Origin of the sequence: Kitasatospora sp. NPDC048365 (genome assembly GCF_043200835.1) — a bacterium.
In the GTDB taxonomy this organism is placed as follows: Bacteria; Actinomycetota; Actinomycetes; order Streptomycetales; family Streptomycetaceae; genus Kitasatospora; species Kitasatospora terrestris.
The window spans coordinates 217,797-243,836 of record NZ_JBICYJ010000010.1; the positions used below are offsets into that span (position 1 = coordinate 217,797).

General features: G+C 74.3%; 27 protein-coding genes. 15 read left to right on the forward strand and 12 right to left on the reverse strand.

What is annotated here, in order from left to right:
* Positions 1-89: 89 nt before the first annotated feature.
* Both ACGFX4_RS13295 and ACGFX4_RS13300 read left to right on the forward strand, forming a co-directional pair.
* Complete coding sequence (locus ACGFX4_RS13295) at positions 90-1,409, forward strand: ammonium transporter (protein WP_393072755.1); 1,320 nt, start codon at positions 90-92, stop codon at positions 1,407-1,409.
* On the forward strand, positions 1,406-1,744 hold the full coding sequence (locus tag ACGFX4_RS13300; RefSeq protein ID WP_393072757.1) for a P-II family nitrogen regulator: 339 nt from the start codon (positions 1,406-1,408) through the stop codon (positions 1,742-1,744). The genes ACGFX4_RS13295 and ACGFX4_RS13300 overlap by 4 nt, the downstream gene beginning before the upstream one ends.
* 199 nt (positions 1,745-1,943) lie before the next feature.
* On the opposite strand, the gene ACGFX4_RS13305 is transcribed toward ACGFX4_RS13300, so the two are convergent.
* Positions 1,944-2,450, reverse strand: coding sequence for a SigE family RNA polymerase sigma factor (locus ACGFX4_RS13305; protein WP_393072759.1), 507 nt, complete (start codon positions 2,448-2,450; stop codon positions 1,944-1,946).
* A 335-nt stretch (positions 2,451-2,785) separates the two neighbouring features.
* Between ACGFX4_RS13305 and ACGFX4_RS13310 the strand changes: the two genes are divergently transcribed.
* Entirely contained in the window at positions 2,786-4,891 is a 2,106-nt protein-coding gene (locus tag ACGFX4_RS13310; protein WP_393072761.1) for a carbohydrate binding domain-containing protein, read from the forward strand.
* Positions 4,892-5,059: 168 nt separating this feature from the next.
* Complete coding sequence (locus ACGFX4_RS13315) at positions 5,060-5,281, forward strand: hypothetical protein (protein ID WP_393072763.1); 222 nt, start codon at positions 5,060-5,062, stop codon at positions 5,279-5,281.
* Positions 5,282-5,288: 7 nt separating this feature from the next.
* Here ACGFX4_RS13315 and ACGFX4_RS13320 read toward each other — a convergent pair whose 3' ends face one another.
* Positions 5,289-5,876 (reverse strand): NADPH-dependent FMN reductase, encoded by a 588-nt coding sequence (locus ACGFX4_RS13320; protein ID WP_393072765.1) that lies wholly within the window; start codon positions 5,874-5,876, stop codon positions 5,289-5,291.
* A 146-nt stretch (positions 5,877-6,022) separates the two neighbouring features.
* Here ACGFX4_RS13320 and ACGFX4_RS13325 point away from each other — a divergent pair, with 146 nt between their 5' ends.
* Positions 6,023-6,874 (forward strand): helix-turn-helix domain-containing protein, encoded by an 852-nt coding sequence (locus ACGFX4_RS13325; protein ID WP_393072767.1) that lies wholly within the window; start codon positions 6,023-6,025, stop codon positions 6,872-6,874.
* A 13-nt stretch (positions 6,875-6,887) separates the two neighbouring features.
* Here ACGFX4_RS13325 and ACGFX4_RS13330 read toward each other — a convergent pair whose 3' ends face one another.
* Entirely contained in the window at positions 6,888-7,631 is a 744-nt protein-coding gene (locus tag ACGFX4_RS13330) for an SDR family oxidoreductase (protein ID WP_393072769.1), read from the reverse strand.
* 354 nt (positions 7,632-7,985) lie between these two features.
* Here ACGFX4_RS13330 and ACGFX4_RS13335 point away from each other — a divergent pair, with 354 nt between their 5' ends.
* Both ACGFX4_RS13335 and ACGFX4_RS13340 read left to right on the forward strand, forming a co-directional pair.
* Positions 7,986-9,029, forward strand: coding sequence for an alpha/beta hydrolase (locus tag ACGFX4_RS13335; protein WP_393072771.1), 1,044 nt, complete (start codon positions 7,986-7,988; stop codon positions 9,027-9,029).
* Between the two features lie 147 nt (positions 9,030-9,176).
* Positions 9,177-9,929 (forward strand): hemerythrin domain-containing protein, encoded by a 753-nt coding sequence (locus ACGFX4_RS13340; protein ID WP_393072773.1) that lies wholly within the window; start codon positions 9,177-9,179, stop codon positions 9,927-9,929.
* 277 nt (positions 9,930-10,206) lie between these two features.
* On the opposite strand, the gene ACGFX4_RS13345 is transcribed toward ACGFX4_RS13340, so the two are convergent.
* Positions 10,207-11,655 carry an FAD-dependent monooxygenase gene (locus ACGFX4_RS13345; protein WP_393072774.1) on the reverse strand — a complete coding sequence of 483 codons (1,449 nt, stop codon included), beginning with the start codon at positions 11,653-11,655 and terminating at the stop codon, positions 10,207-10,209.
* A gap of 108 nt (positions 11,656-11,763) precedes the next feature.
* Between ACGFX4_RS13345 and ACGFX4_RS13350 the strand changes: the two genes are divergently transcribed.
* Positions 11,764-12,459 (forward strand): TetR/AcrR family transcriptional regulator C-terminal domain-containing protein, encoded by a 696-nt coding sequence (locus ACGFX4_RS13350; protein WP_393072776.1) that lies wholly within the window; start codon positions 11,764-11,766, stop codon positions 12,457-12,459.
* A 49-nt stretch (positions 12,460-12,508) separates the two neighbouring features.
* Positions 12,509-13,474: a DUF1152 domain-containing protein gene (locus ACGFX4_RS13355; protein ID WP_393072778.1), complete on the forward strand. Its 966-nt coding sequence runs from the start codon at positions 12,509-12,511 to the stop codon at positions 13,472-13,474.
* Between the two features lie 7 nt (positions 13,475-13,481).
* Here the strand turns inward: ACGFX4_RS13355 and ACGFX4_RS13360 are convergent, their stop codons facing one another.
* Together ACGFX4_RS13360 and ACGFX4_RS13365 are read right to left on the reverse strand one after the other, a co-directional pair.
* The gene (locus ACGFX4_RS13360; RefSeq protein ID WP_393072780.1) at positions 13,482-14,786 is read right to left on the reverse strand and encodes a hypothetical protein; all 1,305 of its coding nucleotides are present in this window, start codon (positions 14,784-14,786) and stop codon (positions 13,482-13,484) included.
* A gap of 53 nt (positions 14,787-14,839) precedes the next feature.
* Positions 14,840-15,388 (reverse strand): DUF1697 domain-containing protein, encoded by a 549-nt coding sequence (locus ACGFX4_RS13365; protein WP_393072782.1) that lies wholly within the window; start codon positions 15,386-15,388, stop codon positions 14,840-14,842.
* Between the two features lie 60 nt (positions 15,389-15,448).
* Here ACGFX4_RS13365 and ACGFX4_RS13370 point away from each other — a divergent pair, with 60 nt between their 5' ends.
* Positions 15,449-15,922, forward strand: coding sequence for a pyridoxamine 5'-phosphate oxidase family protein (locus ACGFX4_RS13370; RefSeq protein ID WP_393072784.1), 474 nt, complete (start codon positions 15,449-15,451; stop codon positions 15,920-15,922).
* A 13-nt stretch (positions 15,923-15,935) separates the two neighbouring features.
* Here the strand turns inward: ACGFX4_RS13370 and ACGFX4_RS13375 are convergent, their stop codons facing one another.
* Positions 15,936-16,295 (reverse strand): ArsC/Spx/MgsR family protein, encoded by a 360-nt coding sequence (locus ACGFX4_RS13375; protein WP_345696731.1) that lies wholly within the window; start codon positions 16,293-16,295, stop codon positions 15,936-15,938.
* A gap of 102 nt (positions 16,296-16,397) precedes the next feature.
* On the opposite strand from ACGFX4_RS13375, the gene ACGFX4_RS13380 reads away from it, so the two are divergent.
* Together ACGFX4_RS13380 and ACGFX4_RS13385 are read left to right on the forward strand one after the other, a co-directional pair.
* Entirely contained in the window at positions 16,398-17,615 is a 1,218-nt protein-coding gene (locus ACGFX4_RS13380) for a cytochrome P450 (RefSeq protein WP_393072786.1), read from the forward strand.
* A 137-nt stretch (positions 17,616-17,752) separates the two neighbouring features.
* On the forward strand, positions 17,753-18,883 hold the full coding sequence (locus ACGFX4_RS13385; protein ID WP_393072788.1) for a PP2C family protein-serine/threonine phosphatase: 1,131 nt from the start codon (positions 17,753-17,755) through the stop codon (positions 18,881-18,883).
* Here the strand turns inward: ACGFX4_RS13385 and ACGFX4_RS13390 are convergent.
* A complete protein-coding gene (locus ACGFX4_RS13390; protein WP_393072790.1) occupies positions 18,867-19,484 on the reverse strand; it encodes an exonuclease in 618 nt (205 codons plus the stop codon). The genes ACGFX4_RS13385 and ACGFX4_RS13390 overlap by 17 nt on opposite strands.
* Positions 19,485-19,544: 60 nt before the next feature.
* Between ACGFX4_RS13390 and ACGFX4_RS13395 the strand changes: the two genes are divergently transcribed.
* Together ACGFX4_RS13395 and ACGFX4_RS13400 are read left to right on the forward strand one after the other, a co-directional pair.
* Positions 19,545-19,733 carry a DUF6011 domain-containing protein gene (locus ACGFX4_RS13395; RefSeq protein ID WP_393072792.1) on the forward strand — a complete coding sequence of 63 codons (189 nt, stop codon included), beginning with the start codon at positions 19,545-19,547 and terminating at the stop codon, positions 19,731-19,733.
* 60 nt (positions 19,734-19,793) lie between these two features.
* The gene (locus ACGFX4_RS13400; protein ID WP_393072794.1) at positions 19,794-20,261 is read left to right on the forward strand and encodes a MarR family winged helix-turn-helix transcriptional regulator; all 468 of its coding nucleotides are present in this window, start codon (positions 19,794-19,796) and stop codon (positions 20,259-20,261) included.
* 72 nt (positions 20,262-20,333) lie between these two features.
* Here the strand turns inward: ACGFX4_RS13400 and ACGFX4_RS13405 are convergent, their stop codons facing one another.
* From ACGFX4_RS13405 to ACGFX4_RS13415, 3 genes are all read right to left on the reverse strand, one after another.
* The gene (locus ACGFX4_RS13405) at positions 20,334-20,702 is read right to left on the reverse strand and encodes a DoxX family protein (RefSeq protein WP_393072796.1); all 369 of its coding nucleotides are present in this window, start codon (positions 20,700-20,702) and stop codon (positions 20,334-20,336) included.
* Between the two features lie 82 nt (positions 20,703-20,784).
* Positions 20,785-21,111 carry a hypothetical protein gene (locus ACGFX4_RS13410; RefSeq protein WP_393072798.1) on the reverse strand — a complete coding sequence of 109 codons (327 nt, stop codon included), beginning with the start codon at positions 21,109-21,111 and terminating at the stop codon, positions 20,785-20,787.
* A 67-nt stretch (positions 21,112-21,178) separates the two neighbouring features.
* Positions 21,179-23,509: an ATP-binding protein gene (locus ACGFX4_RS13415; protein ID WP_393072800.1), complete on the reverse strand. Its 2,331-nt coding sequence runs from the start codon at positions 23,507-23,509 to the stop codon at positions 21,179-21,181.
* A 208-nt stretch (positions 23,510-23,717) separates the two neighbouring features.
* Here ACGFX4_RS13415 and ACGFX4_RS13420 point away from each other — a divergent pair, with 208 nt between their 5' ends.
* Complete coding sequence (locus ACGFX4_RS13420; RefSeq protein ID WP_393072802.1) at positions 23,718-24,353, forward strand: hypothetical protein; 636 nt, start codon at positions 23,718-23,720, stop codon at positions 24,351-24,353.
* 152 nt (positions 24,354-24,505) lie between these two features.
* Here the strand turns inward: ACGFX4_RS13420 and ACGFX4_RS13425 are convergent.
* A partial coding sequence (locus ACGFX4_RS13425; RefSeq protein ID WP_393072804.1) for a pyridoxal phosphate-dependent decarboxylase family protein occupies positions 24,506-26,040 on the reverse strand: 1,535 nt, incomplete at its 5' end.

The following is a 26,040-nucleotide window of genomic DNA, read 5'->3' on the forward strand; positions in this document are numbered from 1 at the left end:
GTGAGATCCCGGAAACCGGGGCGCAACACGAAACACCGGGGAAACACGCCCGCCCACAACCGGAAACCGGGTCCGGCGAAACTCCCCGAATGCTCCTCGCTGACCCCACCCCCGGCCTGGACACCGGCGACACCGCCTGGCTGCTGGCCTGCACCGCGCTGGTGCTGCTGATGACGCCCGCCCTCGCGCTCTTCTACGGCGGCATGGTCCGCACCAAGAGCGTGCTCAACATGATCATGATGAGCTTCGTCTCGATCGCCGTGGTCACCGTGGTCTGGCTGCTGGCCGGCTACACCCTGGCCTTCGGCGACGACGCGTTCGGCGGCCTGATCGGCAACCTGGACCACCTCGGCATGGCCGGCATCACCCCCGCCAGTCTGACCGGGCATGTACCCACCCTGCTGTTCGCCGCCTTCCAGCTCACCTTCGCGATCCTCACTGCCGCGCTGATCAGCGGCGCCATCGCGGACCGGGCCAGGTTCGGCGCCTGGGTGGTCTTCACCGCGGTCTGGACCCTGCTGGTCTACGTCCCGGTCGCGCACTGGGTGTTCGCCCCCGGCGGCTGGATCGTCTCGAAGCTCGGCGCGCTGGACTTCGCCGGCGGCACCGTGGTCGAGATCAACTGCGGCGCCAGCGGCCTCGCGCTCGCCCTGCTGCTGGGCCCCCGGATCGGCTTCAAGAAGGAGGCCATGCGCCCGCACAGCCTCCCGCTGGTGCTGCTGGGCGCGGGCCTGCTCTGGTTCGGCTGGTTCGGCTTCAACGCCGGCTCCGCGATGGGCGCCAACGGCCTGGCCGCCGCCGCCTTGCTCAACACCCAGGCGGCCGGCTGCACCGGCCTGCTCGGCTGGCTGCTGGTGGAGAAGCGCCGCGACGGTCACGCCACCACCCTCGGCGCCGCCTCCGGCGCGGTGGCCGGCCTGGTCGCCATCACCCCGTCCTGCGGCAGCGTGGACCTGCTCGGCGCCCTGGCGATCGGCCTGGCGGCCGGCCTGGTCTGCTCGTACGCGGTCAGCTGGAAGTTCCGCTTCGGCTTCGACGACTCGCTGGACGTGGTCGGCGTGCACTTCGTGGCCGGCGTCATCGGCACCGCGCTGATCGGCGTCTTCGCCACCGCGACGATGACCGGTGGGGCGAGCGGCCTGCTGCACGGCGGCGGCCTGGCGCAGAGCGGCAAGCAGCTGGTCGCGATCGTGGTGGTCGCGCTGTACGCGTTCGCCGTCACGTACGGCATCGGCTGGGCGATCGACCGGGTGATGGGCTTCCGCGCCCCCGCCGACCACGAGCTGCGCGGCCTGGACCTCGCCGTGCACGCGGAGACCGCGTACGATCACGGCGTCCTGGGCCACGGCACCGCCGCGACCCACGCCACCGTGCTCGCGCACACGTCCGACAAGGCGTCCACCGCATGAAGCTGATCACCGCCGTCGTCAAGCCGTTCAAGCTGGACGAGGTCAAGACCGCGCTCCAGGAGCTCGGGGTGCACGGACTGACCGTCACCGAGGCCAGCGGCTACGGGCGGCAGCACGGGCACACCGAGGTCTACCGCGGCGCCGAGTACCGGATCGACCTGGTCCCCAAGGTGCGGATCGAGGTCGTGGTGGAGGACGAGGACGCCGACCGGGTGCTGGACGCGATCGTGGCCGCCGCCCGGACCGGCAAGATCGGCGACGGCAAGGTCTGGATGGTCCCGGTCGACTCGATCGTCCGGGTGCGCACCGGCGAGCGCGGGCCGGACGCGGTCTGATCCGAACACCCGGCGGGCAGCAGCCCCGCGGCGGCCAGCGCGGCGACGGCCAGCGCGGCCGCCGCCAGCCGGAGCCGTCGGTTGCGGCGCAGCCGCCGGCCGCGCCGGGCGGCCTCGGCGGCCATGCTGAGCACCGGGACCGGCAGGGTGCGCGCGGTGTCGGCGAACAGCTCGGCGAGCCGGCGTTCGAGGTCGCTGCTCACGGGTGGAAGAGCAGTTCCCGGTCGTTGCCGAGGATCTCGCGGAGCTTGGCGAGCGAGCGGCTGTTGAGGCTCTTCACCGCGCCCTGGGAGATGCCCAGCAGCTCGGCCACCTCCTCGATCGAGCGGTCCTCCAGGTAGCGCAGCACGATCACCGCGCGGTTGCGCGGCGGCAGCCGGTGCAGCGCCGCGGTCAGGGTGAGCCGCAGCTCGCTGCCGCCGGGGAGGTCGGCGGAGTCCGGCAGCTCGGCGGTGACCACCTCGCCGGAGCGCTTCAGCCGCCGCTGGGAGAGGTAGTAGCGCAGCAGCACCTTGCGGGCGTACGCGTCCAGTCCGGGCTCGTCCTCGCCGCGGCGCAGCCGGCCCCAGATCGAGAACATCTTGGCGAGCGTGGTCTGCACGAGGTCCTGGGCCTGGTGCCAGTCGCCGCACATCAGGTACGCGACCTGGAAGAGTCGGCGAGCCCGGGTGCTCGCGAACTCCTCGAAGTCGTGTGCGGTCTCCATCCGCCGGGCCCCCCGTGGTCGCTGTGCTGTCGTGCCGTCATCGGTACTACACGCGCCAGGAGTCGATCAGGTCGCACACGGGTGCGGGTGGCTGAGGCCGAACCGTTGCCGACGGATGCCTTGACGGCCGCCCGGGGCCGTCCTATGTTCAGCGCGTTGCAAGTTTCCAGCAAGTTTCAATGGTCTTGCAGCAAGAGACCCCCCAGTACAGCGAACCCAGCTCCGCGACCTCCCCACCCGGTCGCGCTGACGGCGTATCGCCGTCGCGGCCCCCCACCCTGCCGCATCGCCCGCGCCCCTGCGTCCGCGGGCGAGCCCTGCTCCCTGGAGACACTGTGGTCACCACCGCCCCCACGCGCGGGCGCCGGCTCACCGCCGGTTTCGCCGCGACCGCCGCCCTGGCCCTGTCCATCGGGTCGGGTCTGGTGCTCGCGCCCTCCGCCGAGGCGACCCCGCCCGGCAACGGCAAGGACGTCACCGCCACCCTCTTCGAGTGGAAGTTCGACTCGGTCGCCAAGGCCTGCACCGACACCCTCGGCCCCAAGGGCTACGGCTTCGTCGAGGTCTCCCCGCCCCAGGAGCACATCCAGGGCGCCCAGTGGTGGACCTCGTACCAGCCCGTCAGCTACAAGATCGCCGGCCGGCTCGGCGACCGCGCCTCCTTCCAGGCCATGGTCACCACCTGCCACGCGGCCGGCGTCAAGGTGATCGCCGACTCGGTGATCAACCACATGTCGGCGGGCTCCGGCACCGGCACCGGCGGCACCAACTACACCAAGTACAACTACCCCGGCTACTTCCAGGACCAGGACTTCCACTCCTGCCGCGCCGCGATCTCCAACTACGGCGACCGCTCCAACGTGCAGAACTGCGAGCTGGTCAACCTCTCCGACCTCAACACCGGCTCCGCGTACGTCCAGCAGACCATCGCCAACTACCTGAGCGACCTGCTGACCCTCGGTGTGGACGGCTTCCGGATCGACGCCGCCAAGCACATCGACGCGGGCGAGCTCGGCGCCATCAAGGCGAAGATGAGCAACCCCAACGCGTACTGGGTGCAGGAGGTGATCTACGGCGCCGGCGAGCCGATCCAGCCGTCCGAGTACACCGGCAACGGCGACGTGGACGAGTTCCGCTCCGGCACCTGGCTGAAGAGCGCCTTCAACGGCGGCAAGATCTCCGACCTCTCCACCTGGGGCAACGGCCTGCTGCCCAGTGACAAGGCCCGCACCTTCGTCGACAACTGGGACACCGAGCGCAACGGCTCGACCCTGACCTACAAGTACGGCTCCGCCTACACCCTGGCCAACGTCTTCATGCTGGCCCACCCGTACGGCGCGCCCAACGTCTACTCCGGCTACGCGTTCAGCAGCAACGACGACGGCCCGCCGAACGGCGGCACGGTCAACGCCTGCTACCAGGACGGCTGGAACTGCGTGCACGCCTGGCGCCAGGTGGCCAACATGGTCGGCTTCCGCAACGCCGTCGCCGGCACCGCGATGACCAACTGGTGGTCCAACGGCAACAACGCGATCGGCTTCGGCCGCGGCGACAAGGGCTACGTGGCGATCAACCGGGAGTCCGGCTCGATCACCCAGACCTTCCAGACCTCGCTCCCGGCCGGCACCTACTGCGACGTCGAGCACGGCGACTATGCGAACGGCGCCTGCTCCGGCACCACCTACACGGTCGGCTCGGACGGGAAGTTCACCGCCACCGTCGCCGCCGGCGAGGCCGTCGCGCTGCACGCCGGTGCCAAGCTCGGCTCCACCGCCACCCCGACGCCCACCCCGACCCCGACCGCCACGCAGGGCACCAACGCGGCGACCGTCTTCTACTCCACCAACAAGAACTGGTCGGCCTACTACCTGCACTACGCCCCGACCGGCGGCACCTGGACCACCGCGCCCGGCGTCGCGATGACCGCCGCCTGCACCGGCTGGGTCAAGTCCACCGTGAGCCTCGGCACCGCCACCGGCCTGGCCGCCACCTTCAACAACGGCTCCGGCACCTGGGACAACAACAACAGCGCCAACTACGCGCTGGGCACCGGCAACGTCACCGTGAAGGACGGCGTGGTCGGCAGCGGCGACCCGTGCGCCACCGCCACCCCCACCCCGACCCCGACCCCCACCGCGACCTCCACCACCACCGGCGCCTCGTTCGCGGTCAACGCCACCACCGTGGTCGGCCAGAACATCTACGTGGTCGGCAACAACGCCTCGCTCGGCAACTGGAACACCGGCTCCGCGCTGCTGCTCTCCTCGGCGAGCTACCCGGTCTGGAAGCTGGACGTCGCGATGGCCGCCGGCACCGCCTTCGAGTACAAGTACATCCGCAAGGACGCCGCGGGGAACGTCACCTGGGAGAGCGGGGCCAACCGGACCGCCACCGTCCCGGCGAGCGGCCTGGTCACCCTGAGCGACACCTGGCGCAGCTGACGCCCCGTCCGTCCGCTGGAGGCCGCCCCCGACCGGGGGTGGCCTGCGGCCGTTCACGACCCGCAGGTGGTCCGGATCAGGTAACGGGCAGAGCGGACAGACCGCCCGAAGGGGTGGTGATCCGGGTTCAAACGTCGTTTTGAGGACGGCGGTTGGGAGGATCGGCGGGTGAACACCGTATCCGCCGTCCTCTCCGTCGAACTCTGCGGCGGCCGCTGGGACGGACTCCGCAAGCGGGTCCGGGCCGGTGCGCCGCCGCCCGCGCTGCGTCTGGTGCTCAGCGTCGACCTCCCGGCGGTCGAGGCGGGCGAGTACTGGCCCACCACCAGCGTCTACCGGCTCGACGAGGACGGGCCGGTGGTGCGGTACCGGCACTCGCACGACGAGTGAGTCGCCGCTACCGGGTCGCGCGGGCGTCCTGCAGCACCCCGCCCCACCAGGCCAGCTGGTCCAGCATCGCCTTCGCGGACTGCTCCGGGCCGGCCGGCTCGCGCAGCGCCCCGTCCTCGTCGAAGAGCAGGTAGAAGCGCGGGAACGACACGTACTCACGGACCGTGTGCGCGTTCAACTCGCCGAAGACCTGCCGCAGCTGCTCGATCGCCAGGATGCCGCCGGTGGAGCCGCTGTACCCGACGAAACCGACCGCCTTGGCGCCCCACTCGGCGTAGTGCCAGTCGATCGCCGACTTGAGCGACGCCGGGAACGAGCGGTTGTAGTCCGGGGTGACGACCACGAACGCGTCGGCCTCGCCCAGCCGGCGGGTCAGCCCCGCCATCGCCTCCGGGCGCGGCACGTCCGGTGACATCGCCGGCGGCACGGACGGGCCCTCCAGCGGCAGCGAGAACTCGGCGAGGTCGATCACGTCGAGCTCGAACCCGCCGTGCGCGGCGGCCTGTTCGGCGAACCACCGGGTCACCACCGGGCCGAACCGGCCCTCGCGGACGCTGCCGGTGATCACTGCGAGCTTCAGGGACTGGGCGGACATCTGGGTTCTCCTCGCGGTCGGTCGGCGGCCCCGGGTCGTGGCCACGACCCCACCGTGCCGGTCCGCACGACCGGGAGGGAGACCGGCCGGAGACTGGTAGTGGCAGGGCCACCCTCGGCGCCGCGCCGGTCGGTAGGCTGCGAAGGGTGAGCGACAACGAGCTGGGCCTGTTCCTGCGCAACCGCCGCGAAGCCCTCACCCCCGCCGACGCCGGGCTGCCGGCCGGCCCGCGCCGCCGCACCCCCGGACTGCGCCGGGCCGAACTCGCCATGCTGGCCGGCGTCAGCGTCGAGTACGTCACCCGGCTCGAACAGGGCCGCGACCGGCACCCGTCCGCGCAGGTCGTCGCCGCCCTCGCGGACGCCCTGCAACTCGCCACCGGCGAGCGGATCCACCTCTACCGGCTGACCAAGGCCGCCGACGGCATCGTCGGCTGCACCGGCGGCGCCGGGCCCATGCGCACCGTCCGCCCCGGTGTGCAGGCCGTCCTCGACCGGCTCGGCCCCGGGCCCGCCGTGCTGCTCAACCGGCTCGGCGAGATCCTCGCGCACACCGAGGGCTACCGGCAGCTGGTCGGACCCGTCGGCCTGCTCGACGCGCCGCTGCCCAGCCTGCCCCGGTACGTGTTCACCGACCCGAGGGCCCGCGACGCCTACCCCGACTGGGCGGCCGTCGCCGACCTCCAGGTCGCCCTGCTCAAGCAGGGGCCCGGCCGCATCAACCGGGACATCGCCGACCTGATGGACGAACTCTCGGTCGTCGGGCCCGAGTTCACCCGACGTCTGGAGACCGTGTCGGGCCTGCCCGCCCCCAGCGGCGTCCACCGCCTGAACCACCCGGCGGTCGGGGAGCTCCGGCTCGGCTACGAGGCGCTCTCCCTCCCCGCCGAGGACGACCTGCGCATCCTCGTCCACCTCCCGGCCGACGCCGCCACCGCCGCCGCCCTCGACCGGCTCACCGGCCGCCGGCCCGGCGCGCTGCGCGCCGTCCCGGCGTGAGCGGCCCGGGGGTTCAGCCCCGGCCCAGGTAGGGCATGGCGGTCGCCATCACCGTGGCGAACGGGATGTTGGCCTCCAGCGGCAGCTCCGCCATGTGGCGGACCGTGCGGGCCACGTCCGCGACGTCCATGGTCGGCTCCGGGGCGATCCGGCCGTCGGCCTGCCGGACACCGGCGGACATCGCGGCGGTCATGTCGGTGGCGGCGTTGCCGATGTCGATCTGACCGCAGGCGATCCGGTACGGACGCCCGTCCAGACCGAGCGACCGGGTCAGGCCGGTGACCGCGTGCTTGGTCGCCGTGTACGCGATGCTCTGCGGGCGCGGCACGTGGGCGGAGATCGAGCCGTTGTTGATGATCCGCCCGCCCTGCGGCCGCTGCTCCTTCATCCGCCGGAAGGCGGCCTGCGCGCAGAGGAACGCCCCGGTCAGGTTGAGGTCGACGACGGCCCGCCACTCCTCGTACCCCAGGTCCTCCACCGGCGTCGGCGGGCCGAACGCGCCCGCGTTGTTGAACAGCAGGTCCACCCGCCCGAACCGGTCCACCGCCGCACGGAACAGCGCGTCCACCGCCACCGGGTCGGTCACGTCGGTCGGCACCACCAGCGCCCCGCCGCCCGCCAGGCCCGCGGTCTCCTCCAGCGGCTCCGGACGCCGCCCGGCGAGCACCAGCCGCCAGCCGCCGGCGGCCAGCTCGCGCGCGACGGCGCGGCCCACACCGCTGCCGGCTCCGGTGACGACGGCGACCTGATCGGACATGGCTGGGCTCCCTGGGGACGGCGCTGATCCTTCCGATGATCAGGTACCACAGTGGCGGCCGTCACCGGTACGACCGTCCAAGCACCGGCCGCCGGCCGGGCCGCCCGCTTGGCGGTTCGTGGCAGCACCACCCGGGAGGGTCGGCTCCGTCACACCCGGCTGACGCCCGCCCCCGGCCGATGGCCCCGCCCCCGCCGTCCGGCGGGCTCCCACCCCCGCCGAGCGGCGGGGATGCCGTGTGCGGCGCAACCGAGTCCGTCACCGGACCGTCATAGGATCACGAACGGCGCGGTGCCCCGCGCTGCCGCCCGGCTCGCCGCGACCGGGCACGACCACGCCCGGAGAGACCGAACCGTGCAGCCGCTGCCCCTGCGTACCACCCGTACCCGTGCCGTCCTGGCGGGCGCCGCCGCGCTCGCCCTGGCGTCCTCGCTGGCCGCGTGCGGCAGCGGCGGCACGACGGCAGGCGACGCCAAGGCGGCGCTCGGACCGGGCGGCGGCGCGAGCACGACGCCCTCCGCCGCGCAGAGCAGCACCCCGCCGCCCAAGCCGAAGAAGGTGCTGCAGCCGACCGGCCCGGCGGCCGACCTCGCCAAGGTCCGGGACACCGCGGCGGGTCCGATCATGGTGACCAGGCTGACCGGCGCCAAGTCCGGCGTGACCGGCCAGGTGTGGGTCTGGCTGCCGCCGCAGTACAACGACCCCAAGTACAAGGACTACGGCTTCCCGGTCCTGACCCTGTACGCGGGCGGCCAGAGCGCCGGGTACAACACCTGGACGGACAACCAGCTGCCGATCCAGGAGATCGACAACCAGCTCGCCGCGGCCGGCAGGACCCACCCCTTCATCATGATCATGCCGGTGCAGAACCTCGAATCCAACGAGGCCAAGGCACTGGAGTGCAGCGACATCCCCGGCCAGCCGAAGATGGGCACCTGGATGGCCGAGGACATCCCGGACTTCGTCCGCGCCAACTTCCGCACCGTCAAGGGCCGCGACGGCTGGGCCGTGGCCGGCGCCTCCACCGGCGCGTTCTGCAGCGCCAAGCTCGCCCTCCAGCACCCCGACGTCTTCAAGGCGGCCGTCCCCATCGACGGCTACTGGAACCCCGACTCCCCGCTCTGGAAGGGCCACGAGCAGGAACGCGTCGCCAACAGCCCCGACGCGCTCGCCGCCGCCGGCAAGGCCGACGTCCGGATCCTCGCCACCGCGGGCGGCGCCAACGCCTACGAGACCAGGCTCGTCAAAGCCTGGATCGCGAAGGTCGCCGCCCCCGCAACGGTGGAGTACTACGAGCAGCCCGGGGGAAAGCACCTCACGTCGGACTTCAAGAAGATGATCCCGGCCATCCTCGAATGGCTCGGCAAGAACGTCACCGGCCCGCAGAACGACGACTGAGCAACCGGCCCGCAAGCCGCTGACCTGCGCGTCAATCGGACATTGATTCGACTCTGATGCTCTGTCATCACCCTGGAGATCAGGCACGGGGCGCCGCCACCGCGACGCCCGGCCCGACCAGCCTCAGCCAGTCGTGAAGAGAGCGCTATGCCCCGCCACCTGCTGCCCGTAGGGCCCACGTACGTCCCCGCCCAGTCGGACGGCTCCCACGCCGTGCCGTCCGCGCCGCCGGTGACGCCCGCGCCGCGGGTCGAGCCGATGCCGTTCGCCGGCCTGCGGCTCGTGCACGCCGCGCTCCGCCGCGACCTCGCCAGGCTGCCCCAGGCCCTGCGCCTGCTCCAGCCCGGCGACGAGATCGCCGCCGACGCGCTGCAGCGGCACTGGGACTTCATGACCGCCATGATCACCTGCCACCACGAGCAGCAGGACAGCCGGCTCTGGCCGCTGCTCCGCCGCTTCGCACCCGAGCTGCGCCTGCTGCTCAACTGGCTCGAGGCCGACCACCACAACCTCGACCACTCCTTCACCCGGGTCACCACCCTCGTCCGGATCGCCACCCGCGACCCCGCCAGCAGCTGGCCCGTCGCCTACGCGGTCGAGGAACTCGCCGCCCGGCTCGAAACCCACCTGCGGATCGAGGAACGCCAGCTGCTGCCCCGGATGGACGGCATCTTCCCGGCCGGCTCCCGGATCGGCACCCTGCCCGAACTCCTCGACCTGCTCCGCGCCGCCGACGGCCCCGCGTCCTCGGACGCCCTGGTCTGGCTGCTCGAAGGCGTCGACCCCGCGCAGATCGACCGCCTCCTCGCCGACTGCGACGACGAGACCGCCCGCCACTGGCCGCACTGGCGCGACACCTACGCCCGCTGCACCGACCAGCTCTGGGGCCCCACCCGCTGACACCGGCCGGCGCCGGTGGCTCCCCGCTGCGCGGGTTGTTCGGCTGCGCCGGTGGCTCCCCGCTGCGCGTTCCCGCTGCGCGGCTCGGTTGGCTGTGCCGGTGGCTTCCCGCTGCGCGGGTTGGTCGGCTGGCGCCGGTGGCTTCCCGCTTTGCCGTGCGTTTCCCGCTTCGCGGGCACGTCGGCCGGCGCCGGGGGCTCCCGGCTCCGCCGCGTGTTTTCCGTGTGCGGGTCGGTGGGCTGCGCCTTGTGCGGGTGCTTGCCGTCTGTGTCGGGGGTCAGCCGGCGAGGCCGAGGGCGGCGAGGTACGGGGTGAGGTCGGTGGGGGTTTCGGTGGCGAGGCCGATGTAGCCGTCGGGACGGATCAGGTAGAGGGTGGGGCGGCCGTCGGTGGGGCCGTAGGCGTCGTGGCGGAGGGTGCGGACGCCGGCCGGGAGGGGCGGGGCGTCGGTGCCGGCGGTGACGAGGGTGGCGTGGGTGCCGCGCAGGGCGTCGAACAGGCGGGTGCCGTCGGCGAGGAGGGCGTCCGGGGCGCGGTCGCCGGCCTGGAGCTCGTCGTCCGCGAGGCCGGTGCGCCGTTCGGCGCTGAGTGGGCCGCCCCGGTAGCCGACCGCCAGTTGGTCGGTGTCCTCGCCGCGGGTGGCGCGCCGCGGGCCGCTGCCGGGCTGCCCGGCGAGCGCGCCGCCGCGGTGGATGGAGGTGCTGATCTCCAGGACGTCGGCCGCGACGGGGAGCCGTTCGGCTTCGTAGCTGTCGAGCAGCGGTTCGGCGTCGGCGCCGTGCCGCAGGATCTGTCCGAGCTTCCAGCCGAGGTTGTACGCGTCCTGGACGCTGGTGTTGAGCCCCTGCCCGCCGGCGGGGGAGTGGACGTGGGCGGCGTCGCCGGCGAGCAGGACCCGGCCGGCCCGGAAGCGCTCGGCGAGGGCGGCGCGCGGCCGGAAGTCGGAGGCCCAGCGCACGTCGGTGACGGCGTCCGCGGGGAGGTGGCTGCGGGCGGCGACGAGGGCGCGGACGCCGTCGGCGCTGGTGTCGGGTTCGCCGTCCTCGTACTGGGCGTAGACCTGGAACTCGTCGGTGCCGGGCATCGGGCAGAGGGCGAGTGCGCCGCCGGGGGCCTTGGGGAAGACGTGCCAGTGCGCGCGGTCGAGGCCGGTGATGCGGACGTCGGCGACGAGTGAGGGCCGGGGGTCGACGGTCTCGCCGAGCATGGTGACGCCGAGGGCCCGCCGGACGGTGGAGCGTCCGCCGTCGGCGGCGACGAGGTAGTCGGCGGTGACCGTGCCGAGGCCTTCGACCTGGGCGGTCACGCCGTTCGCGTCCTGCTGGAAGCCGAGCAGCGCGCTGTCGAACCGCACCTGGCCGCCGAGTTCCCGGAGCCGGGTGTACAGGATCTCCTGGGTGCGCCACTGCGGCACCATCCACACCTCGGGGTGCGGCACCTGCTCGGTGGCGGCCGGGCTGGGCATCAGCGGGAACGGGTCGCCGGCCGTGCCGTCGGCCCAGGGCAGCATCGCGGGGTAGGGGGAGCCGGCGGCGCGGATCTGTCCGAGCACGCCGAGGTCTTCGAGGATCTCCAGGGTGCGCGGCTGGAGGCCCTTGCCCCGCGAGCCGGGGAACAGGGCGGGGGCGCGCTCGATCAGCAGGGCGTCGACGCCGCGGCGGGCGAGGTCGCAGGCGAGGGTGAGGCCGGTCGGTCCGGCGCCGACGATCAGGATTTCGGTGCGCATGGCTCAGCTCTCCTTAACGGCGTTAAGTTGCGGTGCTTCCGAGAGTGGCCTTAACGGTGTTAAATTGTCAAGCGTCGAGCAGGGAGAAGCAGCGGGAGAGGCAGCGGCATGGCGCAGAAACTGGACCGGGCGCAGGTCGTCGACACCGCCCTGCGGCTGCTCGACGAGGTCGGCCTGGAGGGCTTGACGCTCCGCCGGATCGCGGCCGAACTCGACTGCAAGGCGCCGGCGTTGTACTGGCACTTCGCCAACAAGCAGGCGCTGCTGGACGAGCTGGCCACCGAGATGATCCGCCGGATGATCGCGGGCAGCGAGCCGCCCACCGCCGACACCCCGTGGCAGCGGCAGCTGGCCCTGACCTGCCGGACCCTGCGCCGGACGCTGCTCGGCCACCGCGACGGCGCCAAGGTCTTCAGCGGCACCAGGCTCACCGACACCGGCCACACCGACCGCTTCGAGGGGCAGTTGGGCTCCTTCGTCCGCGCCGGGTTCACCCTGCCCGAGGCGGTCGAGGCGTACTTCACCGCGTACAGCTTCACCGTCGGCTTCGTGATCGAGGAGCAGGCCGTCCACCCGCTGCCGGGCGAGCGGGCGCCCGGCTACGACCCGGCCGAGCGCGCCGAGCGGATCGGACCCGAGCGGCCGCTGACCGCCGCCGCGAGCACCGACCTGTTCACCGACTACGAGCGCCGCTTCGAACGCGGCCTGGCGATCGTCACCGCGGGCATCGAGGCCCTGCACGCCGAGGCCTCGCACGCCGAGGCCCCGCCCGCCGAGGCCCCGCCCGCAGACCGGACGCGGTGATCCGGAAATCCCCCGCGCCGCGCGCCGGGGCCTTGCTAGCGTCCCCGCCATGTCCGATCTCTTCCAGCCACCCCTGATCACCCGCCTGTTGGCCGCCGACCGGATCCTGATCGCCGGCGCCGGCGGCGGGTTCGACGTGTACGCGGGCCTGCCGCTGGCGCTGGCGCTGCGCGCCGCCGGCAAGGAGGTCCACCTGGCGAACCTGTCCTTCAGCCACCTGTACGGCCTCGACGCGGGGGTCTGGCTCGCCCCGGAGGTGGCCAGGATCACCCCGGAGGGCCGCTCCGACGAGGGCTACTTCCCCGAGCGGACGCTGGCCCGCTGGCTGCGGCTGCACGGGATGCCGGACACCGTCTGGGCGTTCGCGAAGACCGGGGTCCGGCCGCTGCGGGCCGCGTACCGGGCGCTGATCGACCACGTGGGCGGGGTGGACGCGATCCTGCTGGTCGACGGCGGCACCGACATCCTGATGCGCGGCGACGAGACCGGCCTCGGCACCCCGGAGGAGGACATGGCGAGCCTCGCCGCGGTCGCCGGGCTGCACGAGGTGCCCGAGCGGCTGGTCGCCAGCCTGGGCTTCGGCATCGACGCGCACCACGGCGTCAGCCACACGCTGGTGCTGGAGAACCTGGCCGCGCTCGACCGGGCCGGCGGTTACCTCGGCGCCTTCTCGCTGCCGCGGGACTCCCGCGAGGGCAGGCTGTACCTGGACGCGGTGGCGTACGCGCAGGACGCCTTCCCCGCGCACCCGAGCATCGTGCACGGCTCGGTCGCCGCGGCCCTGCGCGGCGAGTTCGGCGATGTCCGGTTCACCGAGCGCACCCGGGGCAGCAAGCTCTTCGTCAACCCGCTGATGACGCTGTACTTCGGCGTCACCGTGGAGGCGCTCGCCGCGCACAACCTCTACCTGGACCGGATCGAGCGCACCGAGACGTTCCGTCAGATCCCGTCCCTGATCGAGGAGTTCCGCGACGAGCTGCCCGCGCAGCGCCCGGCCCGCCGGTACCCGCACTGACGGACGGTCAGTCCTCCGGCCCCGCCTCGCCGGGCACCACCCGGAGCAGTTCCTCGCCGAGCAGCAGCGATCCGTCCGGCTCCCAGGCCACCGGGTGCGTCCCGTGGAACGCCCCGGCCCGCAGCACCACCTCGCCCGGTCGGGCGTCCGGCGCCGCGCCCATCCGCCAGGGTCCGCCGTCCGCCCCCGGTACGGCGAACTGGACCGCCGCGTAACGGGGTTGCGGCACGTAGGTGACCAGCCGCAGCGCGACCCGATCGGCCCCCGGGTGCCGCCGTGCGGGCTCGGCCGGGGGTGCGGCCAGCCCGTCCGCCCACGCCTCGGTGGCGGCGGGCAGCGTGACGTACGTCCGCGCGTCCGCCAGCACCGCGGTGAGCAGCGGCCCGCCGCGCTCCAGCCAGCCCTCCACCAGTCGACGGAACGCCGCCTCGTCCGGCCGCCGGGACAGCGCGTACAGCTCCGCCCCGGCGCCCGACAGCGCCCGGCAGAGCCCGACAACGTCGGGGATGTCGTCCGAGCCGGTCATCCGCACCGTGCGGATGTCCAGCATCGTGCGGTGGAGCAGCGCCCGGGCGAGCCGCCCCGCGGCGGGCGTCCAGCTCGGCATCGGGCCCAACTCCGGGAGCCCCGTCCACTCGTCGGGGCCCGTGTCGACCGCGGCCGCCCGGCCGGCCGCGGAGAACGCCCACGCGCTGTCGTGCGGATACACCGTCAGCCCGGTGCCGCGCACCCACCCGGCCGGGCCCAGCCGCAGCTCCACCTCGCCGTCGGCGGAGACCTCGACCGAGGCGGGGCCGGCCGGGCGGGTGGTGTCCAGGGCCAGGTCGGTCACCTCCTCCAGCCCGAGTTCCAGCCGGGGCTCGCTCTGGGCCGTGTACACCGGGAAGCGCCGCTCGGCCGTCAGGACGACCAGCCCGGTCAGCCGCTCGCCCACCCGCTCGAACCGGAACCGGTGCAACTCGGCCCGGTCGAGCCGGTAGTCGGCGACCGCCTCCGGGGTGTAGGGCACCGCCTGAGGCCAGAGGTTCCCGTAGGTGTCCCGGTACGGACCGCTCGGCGCCGGGACGGGCAGCCAGGACAGGTCGTGGCCGGCCAGGGCGGCCTGCTCGACCATCCAGGCCCGTCGTGACTCGCCGAGCGCGGCCATCCAGACCAGGGCCCGCCGCGCCATCCGGCGCCGGCCCCACGCGGTGCGGCCGCAGACCGCGGCGAACAGCGGCCGCGAGTTGTTGTCCCAGATGTCGGAGACGTCCGTGATCCGCGGCCGGTCGTACCGGCGGGCGTCCTCGGCCGCTTCGGTGAGGTCGGCCACCGAGCGGTCGAGCAGTGCGCAGAGCGCGGCGAGCGGGTCGATGGATACCTCTCTCAGACCTTCCTCGCGGCGGCGAGGATCTTGACGGTGGTGTGGAAGAACCGGGCGGTGGTCCGGCCGGGGTAGGTCTTGGGCACGGCGGTGGACGGGTCGGTGCCGAGGCGTCCGTTGCGCAGGTGTACCACGGCGAAGGCGGCGCCGGGAGTGGCTCCGAGGATGTCCCAGTCGCCCTTGGGGGAGTGGATCGGGAACTCCGTGCCGTCCGGCAGCGGCTCGGAGAGGAAGAGCACGCACAGCCGCAGGTCCGGGGTGACCTCGACGGCGGCGAACGGGTCGAGGTCGACGACCTCGGCGACCTCGTCCACGGTGCGCAGCATGACCGGCACGGCGTAGCCGAGCGCCTCGGCGAGGTGTGCCTCGATCCGGGCGGTGAGGGCGGCGCGGTCGGTCTCCGCGGTGGAGAAGAAGACGTTGCCGCTCTGGATGTACGTCCGCACGCCGTCCAGCCCGAGCTCGGTGAAGAGTTCGCGCAGGCGTTCCATCTTCACGGTCCGTCCGCCGACGTTGATCGCGCGCAGGAAGGCGATGTAGTTCTCCGACATCCGCCCAGTCTGGCAGTCGGCACCGACGGATTGTCGGTGCCGACTGCCAGACTGGGCGCCATGGCTACCTGGCAGGATTTCGAGCACGAGGCCGACGACCTGGCCGCCGCGGTGCGGGCCCGGTTCGAGTCGCACAAGCACCATGTGCTGGCCACCCTGCGCAAGGGCGGCGCGCCCCGGGTGAGCGGGACGGAGGTGCAGTTCATCGGCGCCGATCTGATGATCGGCTCGATGTACGGCGCGATGAAGGCGCTGGACCTGCAGCGCGACGGACGCTTCGCGCTGCACAGCAACCCCAGCGACGTGACGATGGCCGGCGGCGACGCCAAGGTCTCGGGCACGGCGGTGGAGCTGACCGACCCGGCCGACCTGGCCGCCTACGAGGCGGAGCTGCCGGCCGCCGTCCCCGGCCCGTATCACGCCTTCCGGCTGGACCTCACGGAGGTCGCGCTGACCGAGGTGGAGGGCGGCGACCACCTGCTGATCCGCTCCTGGCGCCCCGGCCAGGAGGTGAAGGCGGTCCGCCGCACGTAGCCTCCGCCCGGGGTCAGCGGGGGACGATCCCCTTCAGCGCCTCCGGCGTGCGCGCGATCACGGCGTGGCCGTCGTCGGCGGTGATGATCGGACGCTGGATCAGGATCGGGTGCTCGGCGAGCGCGGTGATCCAGCGGGAGCGGTCGGCGGGCTCGCGGGTCCACTCCTTCATGCCGAGGTCCTTGGCGGCCTGCTCGTCCATCCGGGTGATGTGCCACGGCTCCAGGTCGAGCCGCTCCAGCACGTCCTCCAGCTCGACGGTGGAGGGCGGCTCCTCCAGGTAGCGGCGGACGGTGTACTCCGCACCGGCGGCGTCCAGCTCGCCGATCGCGGTACGGCACTTGCTGCAGCGCGGGTTGATCCAGATCTCCATGCGGCCAGGGTAGCCACCCGGACGGGAACTTCCCGCGACCGGCGGGCCGTTGTGACCACCGGTAACCCGGCACGGGCCACCGGACGGATGGGGGAGCAGGCCATGGACGGCGCCGCGATCATCGAGCAGCTGATGACCCCGGAGGGCAGGGCGGACCCGTACCCGCTGTACCGGGCGGCCCAGGAGCTCGGCCCGGCGGTGCAGGCCGGCGAGTTCATGGTGCTGGTCTCCGGCTACGAGGGCGTCCACCGGACGCTGCGCACCTCCGGCTTCGGCGTCGCCGACCCGGAGCTGAGCGCCCGCTGGGACCCGGAGTACCCGAACCACCGCTCCAAGCAGCTGATCAGCCACTCCGTCCTGGAGCGCAACGCACCCGACCACGCCCGGATGCGCTCGCTGATCGCCTCGGTCTTCACCGCCCGCCGGGTCGCCGCGCTGGAGCCGGCCGTCACGGCGGCCGTCCACCGGCTGCTGGAGGAGATGGCGGAGCAGGGCGCCGACGGCTCCCCGGTCGACTTCATGGAGGCCTTCGCGTTCCGCCTGCCGGTCGGCGTGATCTGCGAGCTGCTCGGCGTCCCCGAGCAGGACCGCTACCGCTTCCGCGGCCTGACCAGCGACCTGACCACCGTCCTGGAGCTGATCGCCACCGAGGACGAGCTCGACGCCGCCGACGAGGCCGCCGACGAACTCTCCGGCTACTTCACCGAGCTCGCCGCCCGCCGCCGCGCCCACCCCGAGGACGACCTGGTCAGCGCCCTGGTCCAGGTCGCCGACCAGGACCCGGGCCGGCTCTCCGGCCGGGAGCTGCTGGCCAACCTGGTACTGCTGCTGATCGCCGGCTTCGAGACCACCACCAACCTGCTCGGCAACGGCCTCGCCCTGCTCTTCGAGCACCCCGAGGCCCTGGCCGGCGTCCGCGAGGGCCGGATCCGGCCCGCCGGGCTGACCGACGAGGTGCTGCGGTACGACTCGCCGGTGCAGTTCACCTCCCGGATCGCCCTCGCCGACGGCCTCGCCGTCGGTGACGTCCCCACCCCGTACGGCACCGCCGCCTTCCTGCTGGTCGGCGCCGCCAACCGCGACCCCGCCCGCTTCCCGGAGCCGGACCGCTTCGACCCGACCCGCAGCGACAACCAGCCGCTCAGCTTCGGCGGCGGCCCGCACTACTGCCTCGGCGCGCAGCTCGCCCGGCTGGAGGCCGCGGTCGCCTTCCCCGCGCTGCTCACCCGCTTCCCCGCCCTCGCCCCGGCCGGCGCCCCGGTCCGCCGCGACCGGCTGGTCCTGCGCGGCTACCAGACCCTGCCGGTCGCCGTGCGCTGACACCCGCACCACGCCGGAACCGGGCCGAAGGTCCCCCGCGGAGGGGACCTTCGTTGGCAGTTGGCGGGCCGGGGGCTCGGCGAGGATGGAGGAACCACCGTCCTCCTGCCCCCGAGCCGCCCCCCGAGGAGGCCCGCATGTCGGTGTCCGCACCCGCGGCGACGGCACCTCGACCGGTCCAGCCGTCGCTCGCCGACCGCTGGCACTCCGCCACCGCCGAGGCCCTGCGCGCACCCGCCTGGGTCCGGTTGATGCCCGCCCTGCTGCTCGGCATCGACCTGGTCCTCGAGGTCGCGGTGCCCGGCGCGATGGCGGCGGGCTTCCTGCTCACCGTCCTGCCGGTGGTGGTGGCCTTCAGCCTCGGACCGGTCGCGGTCGGCGCCGTCACCGCGTTCACCGTGGTCCTCCAGGGCCTGCTCTCCCTGCGCGCCGACCACCTGCTGGAGCAGCACCACCTCTGGACCTACCTGGCCACCGCGCTGGCCGGCGCGATGGGGGCCGGACTCGCCTGGCAGCGCCGCCGCCAGGCCCGCGACCTGGCCCGGGTCCGCACCGTCGCCGACACCCTGCAGCACGCCGTGCTCCGTCCCGTCCCCACCCGCACCGGCGGGCTGCGCGCCGCCGCCCGCTACCGGCCCGCCCAGGCCGACTCGGCGGTCGGCGGCGACCTGTACGAGGTGTGCGAGACCCGCTTCGGCACCCGGGTGCTGCTGGGCGACGTCCGCGGCAAGGGCCTGGAGGCGGTCCGCACCGTCGCCGACGTGATCGGCGCCTTCCGCAACGCCGCCCACGAGACCCCGGACCTCGCCGAACTCGCCCGCCAGCTCGACCGGCACGTCCGCCGGGAGGCCGCCGAACGCCACGACGAGGAGCTCTTCGTCACCGCCGTGCTCGCCCAGCACGGCCCCGACGGCTGGGTCGACCTGGTCAACCGCGGTCACCTGCCCCCGCTGCTGCTGCGCCCCGGCACCGTCCGTCCGGTCGACTGCGCCGAGCAGCCGCCGCTCGGCCTCGGGTACCTCGCGGTCGGGGCGGACCGGCCGACCACGCTGCGCCTGCACCCCGGCGAGACGCTGCTGCTGCACACCGACGGGGTCAGCGAGGCCCGCGACACCGCCGGCGACTTCTACCCGCTCGACACCCGGCTCGCCCGGCTCCCCGGCACCGACCCGGAGTCCGTGGTCGACTTCCTCGACCGCGACGTGCGCAGGTACGCCGGCACCCTCGCCGACGACCTCGCGGTGCTCGCCCTCAGCCCGACCGGCTGACCCCGTCCCACTCCCACACGTTGGCGAACAGCACCGCCTGCTCGCGGGCGTCGTCGAGCGCGTGGTGGGTGTGCGGGAGGTCGGGCAGCAGCCCCGGCGCCATCGAGCGCTTGCCGACGGAGGCCAGCGGGACGCCGGCGCGCGCCGCGTACAGCGTCTTCACGTCCAGACAGCCGGAGTGGCCGAACGGGCTGCCGCCGGTGAACCGCACCAGGTACCAGGAGAGGAACAGCCAGTCGTACGGCGCCGGGTAGCCGACCATCACCGGCCGGTACCGGCGGCCGTCCGGGCCGGTGCGCAGCCGCTCCACCCAGTCGGTGAACGCCCGCATCGCCGCCGCGGGGTCCGCGCCGTCGCGCAGCAGCGCCGCGCGGTCCAGGCCGGAGACGGCCAGCGCCTGCGGGTCCCACTGCTCGCTGATCGGCCGCAGCTCCCGGTAGAAGCCCTGCTTGCCGTCGGACCGGCGGAAGCCGTCCGCGTCGTGCCACCCGGCGGTCACCGCGCCCAGGCTCACCATCGAGTACGGGCCCGGGATCGGGCCGTCCGCCTCGATGTCGACCGACACGTAGACGGTGGGGGTGAGGCGCTGTTTCTCCGGCATGCGGGGATTGTGCCGGGCGGCCGGGCCCGGGGCGAGCGCTTTTCCCGGCACACTGGTGCGATGTCCGATCCCGCCCTGCTGCCGCCGATCCCGCCCGCGCCCCGGACCACGGTCCGCTGCCGCCGCTGCGGGCGGCCCCTGCACGACCCCGAGTCCCGGATCCTGCGCCTCGGCCCGGAGTGCCGCACGCCGGACCCGGCCTCGGCGGCGGTCCCCGGCGACCAGGACGCGCTGCCCGGACTGGAGTAGCCGCCCCGACCCGGGCGCGTTGGGTGACACATCAACCACATCCCCGGATACCCTGGGCGCATGGACGAGACGGCGCTGGGGTGGTCGGCGGAGGAGCAGCAGGCGTGGCGCGGCTTCGTGCGCATGAACGAGCGGCTGGTCGGGCGGCTGTCCCGCCGGCTGCTGGCGGAGTCGAGGCTGTCACCCGCGGACTTCGCGGTGCTGGCGCACCTGTCCGAGGCGCCGGACGGGCGGCAGCGGGCCCAGGACCTGGCCCGGTCGGTGGAGTGGGAGAAGAGCCGGATGTCCCACCACATCGCCCGGATGGTGGGGCGCGGGCTGGTGGCCCGGGAGGGGTGCACGGAGGACGGGCGCGGGGCGTTCGTGGCGCTCACCGAGGCCGGCCGCGCGGCGATCGAGGCGGCCGCGCCGCTGCACGTGACCGCGGTGCGGGAGCTGTTCCTCGATCAGGTCACCCCGGCCGAGCTGCGGATGCTGGCCCGGCTCTCCGAGCGGGTGGTCGAGGCGCTGGACGAGGAACCGGCCTGACCGGGACCGCCCGGCCGACCCGGCCTCGGCGGTCGGCCCGGCTTTGGTGGTCGGCCCGGCCTCGGCGGTCGGTCAGGCGGCCAGGCCGAGGGTGATCGCGGTGGCGGCGGCGAGCAGGCCCAGCACGATCGGCGCGACCGCGCCGCCGCGGGTCTCGGGGTTGGCGTAGTCGCCGGCCTTGGCGTGGAAGGCGACGGCGCCGACCATGATCGCGGCGAAGCCGATCGCGGCGGCGATCCCGAGCGGCGCCCAGAACACGCCGACCACCAGGCCGACCGCGGCGGCGACCTCGGCGAGGCCGATGAAGCGGATCAGGCCGGCGCTCAGGCCCGCCTGTTGGAGACCGGCCGAGGCGGGGCCCTTGAGCAGGGTCTTGGGTGCGCCCGCGGCCAGCGAGACGAGGGCGAGCAGCACGCTGAGGACGGTGGCGGCGACGGACATGACGGATCCCTCCGGGAATGGTTGACGTGTCAACCACGGATCGTAGGATCCGATGGTTGATACGTCAACCACTCCCCGGGGCTCACGCCTCCCGGGGCAGGGTCCAGGCGGGGGAGTCGGCGGGTGGCGGCGGCTTGACCAGCCAGCCGCTGCGGTCGGGGTTCTCCTCCCAGTACGGCACGGTGGTGCCGTCGTTCTTCCCGTCGTCGTAGTAGAGCCCGTACGCCCAGAACTCGGGGGACTCGTGGCACATCAGGTCCGGGTAGGGGTCGAAGGCCCGGTGTCCCCAGGCGGCGTTGACCCGGGCCACCGCCTCGGCACGGGAGGCGCCGAAGCCCTGGAGCACGTCGGCGATCCCGGAGAAGAACTTCAGCATCTCCTCGTCCGCCACCATGAGGAACTCGTTCACCGTCGGTGCCTTCCTGCGTAGCCGTGGTCGTTGCCGAACCGCTTCCCGTTCAGTGCCTTGCGGTGCGTCAGGCATCGGCCCGGTCGGCGAGTGCACGCAGGGCGTCCACCGCCTCCTGCCGGCGGGGGCTGTTGAGTTCGACCAGCGAGTCCCGGGCGTCGAGCAGCAGCTGCCGGGCCTCCCCGGTGGCGCCCAGTCCGGTCAGCACCAGGCCGAGGTCGAGCCGGGCGGGTGCGCTCCACGACCGCATCCGGGCCGCCTCGAAGCGCGCCAGGGCGAACCGCATCGGCTCCTCGGCCTCCGCCCACCGGCCCAGCGCCGCCAGATCGTTGCCGATCTGCTGGCGGGCGACCGCGAGGTACAGCCCGACCAGCTCCTCCGGCTGGCCGGGCAGCCCGGCCCGGCAGATCTCCTCGGTGCGCCGGTGGATCTCCAGCGCCTCGGCGGCCTGCCCGGCGTGCCGCAGGCTGCTGCCGAGCGAGTTGAGCACGGTCAGCTCGCCGAGCTTGGACTGCGGCGAGGGGTCGGCGCCCAGGTGGACGGCGGCCTCGCGCAGCCGCTGGTGCGACTCCTCGATCCGGCCCAGTTGGTGCAGCGCCCCGGCGCTGTAGCCGAGCGCCCAGCCGCACTGCTGACGGTCGCCCAGCTCGCGGGCGACGGCGAGCGCCGCGTCGGCGGTCGCCAGCCCCGACGCGTAATCGAAGACGCAGAGGTTGAACGCCCAGGCGCGGTAGTTGAGGTGGACGGCCTCCTCGCGGCGGCTGCCGAGCGCCCGGGCCGCCCCCACCGAGTGCCCGAACACCTCCGGCCACAGCTCCCAGTGCTGGTTCCGGTCGGAGAACCAGTGCATCGCGTCGGCGGTGTCCAGCACCTGACGGTGCAGGCCGGCCGCCGCGGCCCGGCGCAGCGAGGCCAGCCACTGCTCGCGCTCGGCCTCCAGCCAGGCCCGGGCCTGCTCCCGGTCGGCGGGCGCGCTCGCCGGGTCGGGATCGGTGCGGGTCTCCTCCGCGGCGGCCGCGGGGTGGGGCTCGGCGTCGAAGAACAGCGCGGCGGCGGCCGCCCGGCGCAGCATCCAGCGGTCGGTGCGGTCCTGCGCGGCGGCGGCCCGCTCCGGGCCGTCCTCCGCCTCCACCTGCTCCCGGGCGAAGAGCCGCAGCAGGTCGTGGAAGCGGTACCGATCGGTGGCCGGGTCGGGCTGCAGCAGGCCGGCGTCCACCAGTTCGTCGGCGCGGCGGGAGGCCCGGGCCCGGGGCAGGTCGGCGAGGATCGCGGCGGTCTCCGGGCCGAAGTCCCCGCCGGCGGCGAGCGAGGCCCGGCGCAGCACCCTGCGGGCCTCCTCGTCCAGCTGCCGGTAGGAGAGCGCGAAGGCCGCCCGGACCTCCAGGCTGCCGGCCTTCAGCAGGTCCAGGCGGCTGCTCTGCTCGGCGAGTTGGGCGGCCAGCTTGGCGAGCCGCTCGTGCGGGCGGCCGACCAGCCGCTGGCCGGCGATGCGGACGGCGAGCGGCAGCTGCCCGCACCGGTCGGCGAGGTCGCGGGCGGCCTGGGCCTCCCGGCCGACCCGGTCGGCGCCGAGGATCCGGGTGAGCAGTTCGACCGACTCCTCGCGGCGCAGCAGGCCGAGTTCGACCCGGTGGACCGCCTCCAGGCCGGCCAGCGCGTGCCGGCTGGTGACCAGGGTCAGCGAGCGGCCGGTGGCCGGCAGCAGCGGCCGGACCTGCTCCTCGTCGGCCGCGTTGTCCAGCAGCAGGAGCAGCCGGCGCCCGCCGGTGAGGTCGCGCAGCAGCCCGGCCCGGTCCTCGGTGCCGGCCGGCAGGGCGCCCTCCGGGGTGCCGAGGGCGCGCAGCAGGCGGGCCAGCGCGTCCCGCGGCGTGGTCGGCTCCGGGCCCATGCCGTGCAGGTCGACGACGTACTGGCCGTCCGGGAAGTGCTCCGCCAGGTGGTGGGCGGCATGCACCGCGAAGGTGGTCTTGCCGAGCCCGGGCTGGCCCGAGACCAGGACCACCGGCGGGTGGGCCGGGTCGGGATCGGCGGCGAGCGCGAGCAGCCGGTCCAGCGCCCGGTGACGGGCCGTGAAGTCGCCGATGTCCCGGGGCAGCGCCAGGGTGTTGCGGTGCGCGGGCGGCGGCTCCTCGGCCCGCGGGCGGGGCCGGCCGAGGCTCGCGGTGCGTTCCAGCCGCTCGGCGTCGGCCGCGTCCAGCCGCAGCGCCTCGGCGAGCGCCTGGACGGTGCGGCGCTGCGGGCCGCGGGTGCGTCCGCGCTCCAGGTCGGCCAGCGCGCGGACGCTGACCCCGGCGGCGTGGGCCAGCTCCTCCTGGCTGAGGCCGGCCGCGGCCCGCAGCTCCAGCAGCAGCCGCCCGAGCTCCCCCCGGCCGGGCGTGCCGGTCTCCTCGGTGTCCATCGACGCTCCTCGCTGCCGGCGTGCCCGACCCGGTGTCGCGACCCCCGGCAGAAGTATGGCGGACCGCATTTCTGCCGGTGGAACCACCTGGGCCGGGGGCGCCGGGGCGTGGTCGACTGGCCGTCGGGGGATGCGGTCGCTCTTGCCGCTGCGGCGGCGAGGGCCGTCAGCCCCCGTCGTCCGCACCACCGATCCGGGGAATGCCACTGTGTCTGTCCGTCGTCCCGCCGCCAGCCTCCTGCTCGCCGCCGCCGCCCTCGCCCTGACCGCCTGCAGCTCGGGCGGGACGACGACGGCCGCCGGATCCTCGGCGACACCCGCGGCGACCGTCGCGGCGAGCGCGAGCGCGAGCGCGAGCGCCGGCGCGACCGCGAGCACCGGTGCCGGTACCGGTGCGGGTACCGGCACGGCCACGGCGAAGCCGACCGCGGGCTCCACCGCCAAGCCCTCCGCCAAGCCCGTCCCGGCCGGTGACTGCACCGCCGCCGCGCAGCGCCCCGGCGGCCACAAGGTGATCAGCGCGACCGTCGCCTGGGGCGGCCCGGACCGGATCGGCGCCGCACCGACCCGCTTCGTCTGCGGCAAGGACGTCCCCGGGGAGGGCTACTGGGAGGCGACCACCGGCGACGACACCTACTTCTTCGCCCCGGGTGCCACCGCCGAACTGCTGGTCGGCACCCAGGCGAAGGCCGTCCCGGTGGCCCGCGCGCTGCAGCAGGTCGTCGCCTGCACTACCGACAACAAGGCCTCCCAGGGCGAGTACGGCTGCTACGGCAACCTGTACGAGATCACCCTGGACGGCGCCGGGAAGATCACCCGGATCGCCGCCATGTACCGCGCCTGACCCGCCCTCCGCCTGACCCGCCCTACGCCTGACCCGCCGTCCTCATGACCCGCCCTACGCCTGACCCACCGTCCGCCTGACCCCGGTGTCCGCCGGGGCCGGCCGGGCCGGGGCGGCGCGTCGCCGGCACCCGACCCGCCGGCGACGCGGCGTCAGCCGCCCAGGTGCGGGCTGTAGAGCGCCGACAGGAAACGGGTGGTCAGCTGGTTGCGCAGGTGGGGGGCGAGCGCGTCCAGCAGCCGGTTGACGCCGGCCATCCGGGCGGCGCCGTCGCCGGACAGCTCCAGCCCGGTGGCCGGCAGCAGCGCGGCGAAGGTCGCGTCGTCCAGCTCGTCGAAGTCCAGCTCCTCCAGCAGCGCCAGGATGTCCCGCGGCGCCTCGACCGGGCCGCGCTCGCGCACCGCCCGCGCGCTCTCGCGCAGCGCGTCGAGCAGCCCGTCCACGCCCTCCTCGCTCACCCCGGTCAGGGTGAGGTGGAGGCTGGCGGGCAGCCCGTCCACGCTCAGCTGCGGCTGCAGGAAGTAGCCGCGGGCCCGGGACTCGTCCGCCAGCTCCCACAGGTCCAGCGGTGCGCCGGCCGCCGGGTCGGCGCCGATTGCGACCAGGGTGGCCTCCGGTTCGCCGAGCACCCGCAGGCCCTCGATCCCCGCGACGCCGGCGACCAGACGCCGGGTGGCGGACAGCGCCGCGCGCCCCAACTCCCGGTAGCCGTCCGCCCCGAGGGCCTGCAGGGTGGCCCACGCCCCGGCCAGCGGGCCGGCGCCCTTGCTGCTCTGCACCGTCGAGTTGACCACCGGGTAGCCCGGCCACTGGGCGCACGCGTAGTACGCGGCCCGTCGCATCGCCTGGTCCCGGAACAGCACCACCGAGGCGCCCTTCGGCGCGTAGCCGAACTTGTGCAGGTCGCAGGAGAGCGAGGTCACCCCCGGCACCGACAGATCGAACGGGGGCACCGCGGCGCCCGCCTCGGCGAGCCACGGCAGCAGCCAGCCGCCCACGCACGCGTCCACGTGGCACGGTATGCCGCGCTCCGCCGCGTCGGCGGCGATCCGCCCGACCGGGTCGACCACGCCGTGCGCGTACGACGGCGCCGAGGCGACCACCAGCACGGTGTCCGCGGTGCAGGCGGCGGCCATCGCCTCCGGCACCGCCCGGAAGGTCACCGGGTCGACCGGGACCACCGTCACCTTGACCCGCAGGTACCGGCCCGCCTTGTGGAAGGCCGCGTGCGCGGTCGCCGGCACCACGATCTCCGGCTCGGCGACCTCCGGCCGCGCGTCCCGGGCGGCCTTCACCGCCAGGATGATCGACTCGGTGCCGCCGCTGGTGAAGATGCCCGGGGTGGCGTCGTCCCCGCCGAGCCGCGACGCGGTCGCGCCGATCACCTGCCGCTCCAGCGCCACGATGCTCGGGAAGGCGGTCGGGTCGAGCCCGTTGACCTCCAGCATCGCCAGGTACGCCTGCGCCGCCGCCTCCCGCACCTCGGGCCGGCCGGCGTCGTAGATGTACGCGGTGGTCTTCCCGCCGCGGGTCGGCAGGTCGGCGACGGTCAGCGCGCGCAGTTCGGCGAGCAGTTCCTCGGCGGGGCGGCCGGCCCGCGGCAGGCCGGGGTGGGCGGCGGCCGCCGGGCCGGGGGGGGGGGGGGGCGGCGCGGGGGCGGGGGGGGGGGGGGGGGTGCGGCGGTGTG